At 30.6% G+C, this 12,600-nt stretch carries 8 protein-coding genes; 3 read left to right on the top strand and 5 right to left on the bottom strand.

Annotated elements, in window-relative coordinates:
• The first annotated feature begins 18 nt into the window (after positions 1-18).
• From RWQ73_RS06715 to arsS, 3 genes are all read left to right on the top strand, one after another.
• Positions 19-702: a TIGR04283 family arsenosugar biosynthesis glycosyltransferase gene (locus RWQ73_RS06715; RefSeq protein WP_314407530.1), complete on the top strand. Its 684-nt coding sequence runs from the start codon at positions 19-21 to the stop codon at positions 700-702.
• A gap of 135 nt (positions 703-837) precedes the next feature.
• Entirely contained in the window at positions 838-1,176 is a 339-nt protein-coding gene (locus RWQ73_RS06710; protein WP_003144831.1) for an arsenosugar biosynthesis-associated peroxidase-like protein, read from the top strand.
• A 6-nt stretch (positions 1,177-1,182) separates the two neighbouring features.
• Entirely contained in the window at positions 1,183-2,127 is a 945-nt protein-coding gene (gene arsS, locus RWQ73_RS06705) for an arsenosugar biosynthesis radical SAM (seleno)protein ArsS (RefSeq protein ID WP_314407529.1), read from the top strand.
• A gap of 174 nt (positions 2,128-2,301) precedes the next feature.
• On the opposite strand, the gene RWQ73_RS06700 is transcribed toward arsS, so the two are convergent.
• The 5 genes from RWQ73_RS06700 to RWQ73_RS06680 all read right to left on the bottom strand — a co-directional run.
• The gene (locus RWQ73_RS06700) at positions 2,302-5,241 is read right to left on the bottom strand and encodes a YSIRK-type signal peptide-containing protein (RefSeq protein ID WP_314407528.1); all 2,940 of its coding nucleotides are present in this window, start codon (positions 5,239-5,241) and stop codon (positions 2,302-2,304) included.
• A gap of 121 nt (positions 5,242-5,362) precedes the next feature.
• The gene (locus tag RWQ73_RS06695) at positions 5,363-8,284 is read right to left on the bottom strand and encodes a YSIRK-type signal peptide-containing protein (protein WP_314407526.1); all 2,922 of its coding nucleotides are present in this window, start codon (positions 8,282-8,284) and stop codon (positions 5,363-5,365) included.
• Positions 8,285-8,481: 197 nt separating this feature from the next.
• Entirely contained in the window at positions 8,482-9,813 is a 1,332-nt protein-coding gene (locus tag RWQ73_RS06690; RefSeq protein WP_314407525.1) for a glycosyltransferase, read from the bottom strand.
• 164 nt (positions 9,814-9,977) lie between these two features.
• Complete coding sequence (gene secD / locus RWQ73_RS06685) at positions 9,978-12,272, bottom strand: protein translocase subunit SecD (RefSeq protein WP_314407523.1); 2,295 nt, start codon at positions 12,270-12,272, stop codon at positions 9,978-9,980.
• Between the two features lie 137 nt (positions 12,273-12,409).
• Positions 12,410-12,600, bottom strand: a 191-nt coding sequence (locus RWQ73_RS06680; protein ID WP_314407522.1) for an HAD hydrolase family protein, incomplete at its 5' end; no start/stop codon positions are given.

Below are 12,600 nucleotides of genomic sequence, written 5' to 3'. Positions count from 1 at the left end.
TATTTTAGGAGTGTATTTATGATTACTATTATTGTGCCAATTTATAACGAAGAAAAAACAATACGTGATTTCGTTTATAATCTATATTGTTTGCATAATATAAAAGAACACGAGGTATTATTCATTGATGGTGGTTCTACAGATAAGACAAAAGAAATCCTAGATGAACTTTCTTATTTTGGTTATTCATATCATCTTTCTGATAAGAAAGGTCGAGCAAATCAGATGAATTACGGTGCAAAAATTGCTAAAGGTGATATCCTATGGTTTATTCATTGTGATAGTGTTCTTCAAAAAGATGTAATAGAAAAAGTTCTTGCCTGCCCTACTGAAGTTGGATGCCTTAAGATTAGGTTCCATCCAAGTAGCTTTCCTATGTGGGTAAATTCTCTTGTTTCTAATATGCGTGCAAGTATTACTAACCTTGCTTTTGGAGATCAAGCGATATTTCTATCAAAGAAAGTATTTGAAGAAGTTGGAGGATATAAAGATATGCCTTTAATGGAAGATTATAAACTCTCAGAGGATTTAAGTGCGTTAAGTTATAAGATTACAGTAATTGACTCTCCTATTACAACCTCTACAAGAAGATATAAAAATCATACTGTAAAGACAATGTGGCAAATGCAACAATATCAAAAAATGTATCGTAAGGGAGTCCCAGTTGAAGAAATAGCTAAAATGTATAAAGATATTAGGTAAATCTATAAAATTGTTTTTCACGAGAAATTATTATTACTAAATTCTCATATTATATAAGTCGAACAATTTCATTGATTATTTATGCAAACTAACATATAATAAATTTATATTCAATTTTTAAAGGAGAGAATAAATATGGCAGATTATTTTAAAAAGAAACATCTAATTGAATTTGGTGAAGGAAAATTTGGTGAAGACGCACCTGATTATTGGAAAAACTTCATGAATTACTACGGGAATGTAATGGCTGAAGGTGAACTAACAACTCGTGAAAAAGCACTTATCGCACTTGCTGTAGCCCATGCTGAAGCTTGTCCTTATTGTATTGATGCTTATACTAGTACTTGTTTAGAAGAAGGATGCGATCAAGATCAAATCGCAGAAGCTATACATGTTGCAGCAGCAATGAAAGCTGGTATTACTCTGGTACACGGTCTTCAAAGTAAAGAATTATCGGATAAGTTAACTAATTAATATCTTATGACAGAGTTAAATATTCCAAAATTTTTTGACCAAGTTGAGGAAAAACAATATTTATTAACTGAAGAATTTCCTGAAGTTATGCAAATTAACGTAGGTAGTTTATGCAATATTACATGCAATCACTGTCACGTTGATGGTGGACCTACTAGAAAAAATAATATGGTTCGAGAAACTTTTGAACAGATAATCGAAGCATTCAAAGTTGGTAAATATAAAACGATGGATATTACAGGCGGTGCACCTGAAATGAATCCAAACTTTAGATGGTTTTTAAAAGAAATTTCTCAGTATGCTAAAACTGTAATTGTAAGAACTAATCTTATTATCCTTGATGTCCCAGCATATAGAGATATACCTGAATTATACCGTGACTTAAAAGTTCAAGTAGTAGCATCTCTACCCTACTATAATGAAAAAGTAGTGACTAAACAACGTGGAAAAGGTGTTTTTCCTAAGTCAATAGAAGTACTAAGAAGACTAAATGAACTAGGTTATGGAAAAAAAGAAGACCTTATCTTAAACCTAGTCTATAATCCAAATGGAGCGTTTTTACCTCCTAAACAAGAAGCGCTAGAAAAAACTTATAAGAAAAAACTTTATGACAATTTTGAAATTGTTTTTAATAACCTATTCGCAATAACAAACAATCCTATAGGTAGATTCTCTGAATTTTTACATAGAGAAGATTTATATGAAGGATATATGAACAAACTTTATAAGGCATATAATCCTGCAACTCTACCCGGTCTAATGTGCAGAAATATGATTTCTGTTGGGCCTGACGGTTCCTTATATGATTGTGACTTTAACTATATTGAGAAACTTAAAATCTCTGGAAAAATTAACCATGTGAGTCAGCTTGTAGATAATCATACGGGTGTTCGTAGAATTGTTACTGGTATGCACTGTTACGGTTGTACAGCAGGAGCTGGTTCATCTTGAGGTGGCGAAACTTGCTAGCATAGGTTATGCTAAAGTATATATCAATAATATTGAAAATAAATCGGGTAATGGGAAATTTTTCCCATCACCCGATTTTATTATATAAATCAAATAGCGAATCTAAATTTTCTAGACCTAATTTTGTCTTATATAATAATTATACATATATAATTATTATATGTTTTCCTTGTTTCCTTTTTTTCTTCTAACAATTTCAGCACCAAGTAAACTTAACACACCTAAACCTATTGTTTCTGTTGAGTTATTACCTGTATTCGGCAATATATTAGGGTTTATTGATTTCTCAGTATTTCTCAAATCTTCTTGTTTTGTTGTTTCTATTACTTTTATATGTCCATTGCTAATTATTTGTTTATAATAATGCGTGATTATTCCATCATATTCTTTTGTTTCAATGTACTTGTAGTGCCTTCCATTTTTATCAACAAAATTCCATTCAGGTTCTATTTTCCCCTTAATAGGTGGAATTATATCGAAACCTTCGTCTTTTGTGATATAACGGGTTACTATAAGTTTATCTATCTCATGAATTGTTGAATCACCTTTGATACTTATAACTGCTTCTGGCAAATTATCTTGTTTATCGGGCTCACCTTTTTCTGCGATAAGCTCTACAAAATCATAGATAACCGTCTTTGTAGTTTCATCAACTGTTCCACTTTCTGGTGCCGATGTTGCACGATGTCCTTTGTAAATATAAGTTTTTCCGGCCTTTTTGATGACCGTATATGCTTCTGGAGGGGTTGAAGTATAAGCAACACCTATTGATGATTCATTTGTTAATTGTTTCTCCATCGCAATTTCAGTATTCGTTCCTTCTATCATGTACTTCTCAAAAACATTTCCAGAGGTTTCTGGTTTATATACATAAATAATTTCAGTAGTTCCTTCCACAACTTTTCCTGATTCTGCTGGAGAAATATTTTTCAGTCCTACTAATTTATATTTCTTACCATTTTTTGTAATTTCTTGTAGTTTTAATGTTGTCACATCATATGAAACATCTTTATATATTGTTTTCGGCTCACCAACAACTACTTTTTGATTATCCTTATCTAGATAGTATTTTTCTTCTGTAGATGATACAACTGCATCTTTTACAACATCTGCACTTTCTTTGATCATAGTTCCATCCACTAATTCATACTTAACAATAACGCTACCTTTACTTTCAGTTATCTCTTTCTCTTCCTTGGCATAGATGTTTTTTATATTTGTTAATTTATCACTAATGTGGTAGGCACGAGTTGGTTGGTATAGGTTATAGTAATGAATTTCAGTGTAATCATCTATACCTATATAAATATGAAAGTCATCTCGGGTGATTGACGCAACTCTATATGTAATACCCTCTTTTTCATATTCTTTATAAAGTTGTCCTAATCCATACTGAAACTTCTCATACTTAGAAAGAGCGTTATCCATATTTGGGTGAAAACCTAATTTATAGGCTAAAAATAATTTATCAGAACGTTCTGAAGTTGGATCTTCTGGGTCCATTTTTGGATACTCTGGATCAGTATCTCGATCACCTAGTTGTAAATCTACATTTACTTCAAATACATTTTTTACAAAATTTGCATCTATAGGTGCTTTGTCTACATATTGAATATTTTTATGCTCTTCTTTAAATTTTTCTAAATAGGCTTTTTCACTCTCATAATTAGAAGTTTCTTTAAATTCCTCTATGTTCCCAAGAATTTTTGGTTCTATTTTATCTCTTTTACTATCCCAACCTGTTTTGATGGGACCATCACCAAATCGTTTTTTTAATTCTGAAAGATATTCTTCAATATCCGTATATTTCTTAGTTCCTCCATTATTTCTTATAAAAGCATCATTAAATAACTGTTTATTAGAATAAATAGGTCTTTTTTGATTGTCCGCAACAAAATATTTTTTCAGTCTATCTTTATATAATTCATCAAACGTTTTATTTTTATTTTGAAAATCTAAGTTATTCACAGAAGAGATCTGCTCATTAAATTTTGGATTTTCTTCATATCGAAAATCAATTAAATTAAGATCTAATAAGTGTTCGAGATTCGTTTTTAAAGAGGCTTCATCATAAACTATTCCTATTGTGTATGCTTCTTTCTCCTCTGCTGATTGCATCCACCCTTTTATAGCCACTTCATTTTTTTCAACGACAAGAAGCGTATCTCCTTCTTTAATCCCACCATCTGAATCTACATTATTTTTGGTAAATTCCTTTGCTTGATCTTCACCATTTTTAAAAGTATCTCTTGCCCATGTATCATTTGCTCCAGTTGGTTTTGCGGCTAATACATATTTATCATAATGATTTTCAGAAGTTTCCGATACTAACCAAACTCTTGCTCCATCTTTAATATTTTCATAACGAATACTTCCATCTTCATTATACAGGTTTTCTGGATTCGCATGAACAGTAACGTTATTAAACGTCGTTTCTTTAGAAGTCCCTTCTTTTTTCTCTACTTTTGTATCAATCTTATGGTACTTTTCGCCATTTTTTTCAATAACCTTATCTTCTTCTTTCAGTTTACTTAAAACATCTTCATTTAAATGTGTTATTTTTCCTTCATAACGTTTTCCAAATAAACCTCTTATCTTATAATTCAAAGTTGAACTTAAAATATCTTGATTATTTTCTTTAATTTTAAGGTCTTCTTCATCTTTTAATAATTCATTCTTATCAGTAACATAGGATACTCTTGTATCCTTAAATGTATCCGATCCTTTTTGTCTTACATTTTCTTCATTACTTTCTACTTTTTTTAATTCTTCATAAGCTCTTCCTTCCCAATCAACATGTTTTTTAGCATATCTTTCTTCCGTGTATTTATCCTCTGGTAATAAATCACCATAAAGTTTAAACACATGCATTTTCGGCATTGTATAACTACCAGCAGCATTACTCAAAGTTTCCATTTCAATTTTGTCGGTAGGATTTGATACGGCTTCTTCTTTAGCCGTTGCCTTTGAATCTTCATCTACCAACACTGGACTAGCACCTAGATACAACATCCCCAATAATACAGAAGCTGCTCCAATACCTTTATATTTCCTTAATGAAAATTTTTGTATTTTATCATTTCCTTGTTTCTTCATTTTTTACCTTCTCTCAAATAACTTATTCAAATATTAGAATATCACTCCATAAAACAGGAATGGATTTTCATTCCCTGTTTTTTGTATATTATAATTTAAGATATATAGCTATTAAATACGATTATTTCTTTTCTTTTTTTCTTCTAATAATTTCAGCACCGAGTAAACTTAATACACCTAAACCTATTGTCTCTGTTGAGTTATTACCTGTATTTGGTAACGTGTTGAGCTTAATAGCTTTCTCGGTAACCTTCGTCTCTTCTTGTTTCGTTGTTTCTATTACTTTGATATTACCATTGGTACTTATTTGTTTGTAATAATGCGTGATTATTCCATCATATTCTTTTGTTTCAATATACTTGTAGTGCCTTCCATTTTCATCAACAAAATTCCATTCAGGTTCTATTTTCCCCTTAACAGGTGGAATTATATCGAAACCATCGTCTTTTGTGATATGTCGCGTTACTATTAGTTTATCTATTTCGTGAATAGTTGAAGCACCTTTTCCTGTAACTACACCTTCTGGCAACTCTTCCTGCACTTCTGGTTCACCTTTTTCACTTATTACACCTTCTGGCAAATTATCTTGTTTATCGGGCTCACCTTTTTCTGCGATAAGCTCTACAAAATCATAAATAACTGTCTTTGTCCCTTCATCAACAGTTCCTGTTTCAGGTGCCGATGTTGCACGGTGTCCTTTGTAAATATAGCTTTTCCCATCTTTTTTGATTACCGTGTATGCTTTTGGAGGAGTTGAAGTATAAATATCTCCTATCGATGTATTATTTTTCAGCTGTTTCTCCATCGCTATTTCAGTAGTAGTTCCTTCTAGCATGTATTTCTCAAAGACATTTCCTGCACTAGCTTGTTTATAAACGTAGGTAATTTCTGTAGTTCCTGATACGACTTTTCCTGTCTCAGCCGGAGAACCAGTTTTCAGTCCTACTAATTTATATTTCTTACCATTTTTAGTAATTTCTTGTAGTTTTAATGTTGTCGCATCATATGGAACATCTTTATTTATTGTCGTTGGTATTCCCACAATTACTTTATTATTATCCTTATCTAGATAATATTTTTCTTCTGTAGACGATACAACCGCATCTTTAACAACATCCACACTTTCTTTAAGAGAAGTTCCATCCGCTAATTCATACTTAACAATAACACTACCTTTATTTTCTGTCACTGATTCTTCTTCTTTAGCATAGATATTTTTAATATTCGTTAATTTATCACTAATGTGGTAGGCACGCGTTGGTTGGTATAAATCGTAATATTCAATTGTAGTGTAGATTGGTTGAGAAACAAAGGCATATTGATCATATTTTGTCACAGATTCAACTCTATATATAATACCATCTTTTTCATATTCTTTATACAATTGACCTAGATTATACTGGTATTTATAATCATGATAATCTTGCATATAAAAGCCATCAACTCCGTTTCCTGATATATAAGCTAAATATTTTTTCTCAGTAGATTCAGAGTTATCGTCCTCTTCTCTTGGATAGTTTTCATCTCTATTTCTATCTCCATACTTAAACCAAATATTTACTTCAAATACATTTTTTACAAAGTTTGCATCTGTAGGCACTTTGTCTACATATTGAATATTTTTATGGGCTTCTGTAAATCTTGTTACATATTCTTTTTCACGTTGATAGTTAACCGTGTCTTTATATTCATCTATATTACCATTAAATTTGGGTTCTATAATATCTCGTGTTTGATTCCATCCCGTTCTTATTTCCGTATCTCCAAATTTTTCTTTTAATTTAGAAATATAGGTTTCAATATCGTTATATTCTTTGAAACCATCTTTTTCTCTAATATAACCATGAAAAGACTGAGTTTCAGAATAGATAGGTCTTTTTCTATCATCTACTTTAGCTTTATTAAGCAACTTAATTTTATAAATCTCTTCCCACGTTTTTGGAGTTACTGTAGTATATTCACTTTCGTGTTTTAATTCATTTGCTCTTGTTTCGAAAAGATCTGCTAAACCACTTTCTAGAGCTTTTTCATTATAATAAGCTCCTTCTGTGAAAGCTCGCTGTTCTGTAGCTATAGAAACACTCTCCCTTAACGCTACCTCATTTTTTTCAACAATAAGGATAGTGTCGCCTTCTTTAATACCTCCATCAACACTTACATTTTCTTTTGTAAAAACTTTTGCCTTATTCTCAGCTTTTTTAAAAGTCTCAGTTGCCCATGTATCATTTGCACCAGTTGGCTTTGTGGCTAATACGTATTTATCATAGTGATTTTCAGAAGTTTCCGACACCAACCAAACTCTAGCACCATCTTTAATATTCTCATAACGAATACTTCCATCTTCATTATGAAGATTAGTTGGATTTGCGTGAACAGTAACATTATTAAAGATTGCTTCTTTCGAAGTACCTTCTCCTTTTTCTACTATAGTTTCTATTTTATGATAAGTACCTTCATTTGTTTTTATGATTTTATCTGATTCTTTTAATTTATCTAAGTCAGTATTAGTTAGACTATGTATCTTACCTTCATATCGTTTCCCAAAAAGACCACGAATTGTATAATCCACACTAGAGTCAGGAATCTTATCATTAACTATGGCATTTTCTATATCAGTGGTAGCCTTTATTGTTTCATCTTTTTTTGTTACATATGATACCTTTGTATCCTTAAATGTTTCCAATCCTTTTTTTTGGATAATTCCATTTTCTACATACTTAAAATCATCATAAGCTTTTTGTTCACCAGTATAAAAAAATTTATAGTACTTTTTAGTATTAGAATCATATCCAGATAGATACGTATTACCTAAACCATTAAATATATGTTTTTTTGGCAACGTATAGCTACCAGCAGCATTACTTAAAGTTTCCATTTCAATTTTGTCGGTAGGAGTCGATACTGCTTCATTAGGGGCGGCTTCCTCTGCCAATACCGGACTAGCTCCTAGATACAACATCCCTAATAATACAGAAGCTGCTCCAATACCTTTATATTTCCTTAATGAAAATTTTTGTATATTATCATTTCCTTGTTTCTTCATTTTTTACCTTCTCTCCATAAATCAGTTCATAATTGTTCATTCAATTTTATTGAAAATCTATTTATTTATCAAGCTTTACTATTATATCATTAGAAATAATCAAAATCAATTTAAAACTAAAATTACATTATAATTTTTTATGAAAAAATAAAAGTATACTATAGATATCAGTTATCTATAATATACTTTTACAATTATTATTTTGTTTTTTTATCTTGCCCGTTCAATTTTGTATACATTTGAGAAACTTTGCTTATATCATATTTTTCTACAAAAGCAACAGTACTATCAGTATTCATTATTTCATTTATATAGTATAAATTTTTGATTATCTCCATAAGTTCATAACTCGTATCAAATAGTTTTATGTCTTTATTGTAGTGAGCATAATACTTATGAGCTATATCAACATTCGATAAAATACATATTAAGCCATTACTCATAGCCTCAACACATGCATTGGCAAATAATTCTCTTTTCGATGCTGATATGTATCCATCATGTTTCCAATAAGGTACTTCATCCATATACCCTGCTATTTTTATATTAGGTGTTATGTGTGGATATTTTTCTCTTATTAAATCCTCTTCACCACCATACAGAGTTACTTCTACATCTACTTCCATTCTATATAATGTACTAAATGCATCTACTACAAAACCTAATCGTTTATTTTCAGTCATATTCCCAACGTAACAATAAGATCTTGGATTTTTTCTTTCAGTAATTGGCTTTTTATCTTTTGTTACTATCATCGGCGGCATAAACTTAGCTTTATAACCTTGATCTTTCAATATATCTGCCAATATTTCTGATGCAACTAAATACTTTGTCTTTTTACGTAAGTTACTTAATATATTTTCAAGAGCATTATTATGTATATATTCATAATAATTCTTATTAGTATTCTCTACATAACGCCATAATTTCGGAGAAACTTCATCGTATTGATCTCTAATAATAATGTCTTGACTATCAGTTATATCTATTAATAGTTTAATCAACAATTCCTCTGTAGTTAGCCACATATTATCTTTAAAATATATATAATCTGCTTTTAATATTTCTATAGGCGTAACTTCTCTTTTAGGATCATATTTTCTACCACTAAGAACCACTGAACCATCTTTATTATACCATTCAAGCTCATCATTGTTTTTCTTTTTCATATATAAACCAGATGTGAAATATAGTATTTCTCCAGCCTCTTCCACACTTGCTACAAATCCATTAATTTGATTCACTTTTGCATTAGGATATTTTATAAATATTTCTTCCGGTAAGACACTTAAATCATCATGACCTATATCTGATTGATAATTACATATATTAATTATCTCATTACTCTGAAATCCCATCTTTTCATAACCATTTTTCCAATTTTCACGGACTTGTGGTGCTGTCAATATATAAATATACTCCCAGCCTAAATAATCTGATATTTTTTTTCTTGCTAATTGAGAAGATTCAAATCCATATTTTCTAACATCTTTTTTCCACATTCCTGGATGAATAGTAATCATCTTCATAACAAACGCTCCTATAATCTAAACATACTAATAATCAAATAAACATAATGTAAAATTTTTATTTTTATAAACTTAACACGTTAATTGTAATCTTTTTATTAACAAAACGCAAGAGAAAGAAGATATAAAACCGAATTTTTCAGTTCTATATCTTCTTTATATTTCTACACTAAAACTTTATCGTTTTCTTTTCTCTCTCTAGGAGATTGGCGAACATTTATTTCAATTTTTCCTTTTTTGTTTAATTCACGTACTTTTAATACCGCCCATAATTGTGCTGCGATAAATAGTGATGAATATAATCCAAAAATTAAACCGATAAGTAACGCTACGTTGAACGAATAGATTGAACTACTTCCTACTAACAACATAACTACTACAGTAATAATTACTGTCAGTACAGTATTGATAGAACGAGTTAATGTTTGTCTTAGTGACACGTCAACAAGTTTATAAATTTGTTCTTTAGTTGTTAAAACCTTCTCATGGCGCATATGTTCACGAATACGGTCGAATGTAACGATAGTATCATTAATTGAGTAACCTACAATCGTTAATACTGCCGCAATGAATGTAATATCTACTTCAAGTCGTAATAAACTTGTTATGAAAATAATTATACATACGTCATGCAGTAATGCGATAACACTTGTAAGCCCCATACGCCATTCGAATCTAAATGCTACATAAATAATAATACCTATTGAAGCATATAATAATGCAAATAGTGCATTTTTAGCTAATTCTTTACCAATCACTGGTGATACAACACTTAAGTTTGCTTCTTTTTCATATTTTTTAGCAAAGTATTCTTTTATTTCAATTGATTTTTCTTGTTCAAAGCTTTCTTTTGAATGGATAGTAGCCTGTTTTTTATCTGGTGATATAACTATTTTTTCGTCTTTTACTTTTAATGCATTAAGATCATCTTGTACCTTCTCTACTGATAATTCTGTATTCGCAGCTACATCAATACGAGTCCCACTTGAAAAGTCAATACCTAGGTTTAGTTTATACATACCTAAAGAAATCGTTCCAGCAATCATAATTGCAATACTTAAAGCAAAGAATTTTTTCATATGTTTAGTAAAGCTTAACCACTCAAATTTTGTACTTAAGTTCAGTGAATTTATACCAAATTTAGTTTCATGAATACTCTTCTTACTAACTCCAAAATAACCTGGTCGATTATTAAAGATATTAGAATTAACTAATAAACTTAGAAGTAATCTAGTTCCAAATACCGCAGTTATAAAGCTGACTAAGATTGATAGTAATAACATAGTAGCAAATCCTTTAACACTACTTGTCCCAAAGATAAATAACACTATCGCCGCAATAACCGTTGTAAATTGTGAGTCAAAGATTGTCCATAATGATTGTTTAGCACCATCTAAGTATGCTTTTTTTAACGGATAACCTGCACGTACTTCTTCTTTAATTCTTTCATACATGATTATATTAGCATCAACTGCCATACCAACCCCAAGAATTAAGGCTGCGATACCAGGTAATGTTAAAACACCTGAAATCATATTGAAGAATACCACTGTAATGTACACGTAAGCAACCATCATTACACTAGCTACAAATCCAGGAACACGATAAATAACTAACATAAATAAACAAATAATAGCTAATGAGATAACCCCCGCTAATACTGTTTGATTCAACGCATCAGCTCCAAATTGAGCTCCTACAGAGTTTGAATAAATCTCTGTTAGTTTTACAGGTAACGCACCAGAGTTTAATAAAGCCGCCATCTCTTTAGCTTCTTTTACAGTGAAGTTCCCTGTGATTTGAACGTCTTTAGAATTAATTGTTTGAGTTACTTGTGGAGCAGAAACATATTTAGGTTTCTCTTTAGCCGCTTCAGCTTTGAATGAATCTCCTTCATTGAAATCCATCCAGATAACCATTAAGTTTTGACCTTGCCCTCGTTTACTAATTTCTGAAGTAATATTACCGAATTTATCAGCATCTTTCAACTTCAAGTTAACATCTGGTTTATTATTCTGATCAAATCCTTGTGAAGCTCCATTTTCTTGTAAATCAGAACCATCTAAAAGAACTTTATCCTCAATATCACGAATTGTAAGATTTGCTTGTGTCGATAATACTTTACGAGCTGTTTCTTGGTCTTTAACTCCTGCAAGTTCAACACGGATTCTATTTCCTGACTCAACAGTAATAACCGGTTCACTTACCCCAAGTATGTTAATACGTCTACTAATAGTATCTGCAGTTGCTTTTACAGCTGCTTCATCTATAGTCTGACCATCTTTAAGAGGTTCTACTTGGTATAGTACCTCAAATCCTCCTTGAAGATCTAGTCCAAGATTTACTTTATCAGCATTAGATTTTGATGTTAATCCTATTGATGTAAGGATAATAACTACTAATGACAAGAAAGCTATTATTCTACTGAACTTTTTCTTCTCATTTCTTCTTCCTCTCATGAAAGTTCTCCTTTATTTTATTTTTCATTGTACAATTAATAGTAATCAAATATAAATTTTTTCATATGTAAATCACTATTTCGGTAATTAATACGCTACTTTATAATTTATCAAATTTTCGCTAAGTTATCAAGTATTTATTTAATTTTTTCGTAATAATCTTCCACATATTTAATAACAGAAAAATCATTATTATTTCCAATGACTTCATCACACATTTTTTGAATTTCTTCTTTAGCATTATTAGGACAAACACTCCATCCTGCTACATCAAACATTTCTTTGTCATTAAAATTATCACCAAATACTACACAATCTTCGATTGGAG

Origin of the sequence: uncultured Gemella sp. (assembly GCF_963525875.1) — a bacterium.
Taxonomy (GTDB): domain Bacteria; phylum Bacillota; class Bacilli; order Staphylococcales; family Gemellaceae; genus Gemella.
Note: the sequence above shows the minus strand (reverse complement) of the source record. Positions and strands in the feature narration are given on the sequence as shown.

Excerpts from the sequence above, each read along its gene's own strand:
- RWQ73_RS06715 (WP_314407530.1), top strand. The coding sequence starts at position 19 with ATGATTACTATTATTGTGCCAATTTATAACGAAGAAAAAACAATACGT.
- RWQ73_RS06710 (WP_003144831.1), top strand. The coding sequence starts at position 838 with ATGGCAGATTATTTTAAAAAGAAACATCTAATTGAATTTGGTGAAGGA.
- arsS (WP_314407529.1), top strand. The coding sequence starts at position 1,183 with ATGACAGAGTTAAATATTCCAAAATTTTTTGACCAAGTTGAGGAAAAA.
- RWQ73_RS06700 (WP_314407528.1), bottom strand. The coding sequence starts at position 5,241 with ATGAAGAAACAAGGAAATGATAAAATACAAAAATTTTCATTAAGGAAA.
- RWQ73_RS06695 (WP_314407526.1), bottom strand. The coding sequence starts at position 8,284 with ATGAAGAAACAAGGAAATGATAATATACAAAAATTTTCATTAAGGAAA.
- RWQ73_RS06690 (WP_314407525.1), bottom strand. The coding sequence starts at position 9,813 with ATGAAGATGATTACTATTCATCCAGGAATGTGGAAAAAAGATGTTAGA.
- secD (WP_314407523.1), bottom strand. The coding sequence starts at position 12,272 with ATGAGAGGAAGAAGAAATGAGAAGAAAAAGTTCAGTAGAATAATAGCT.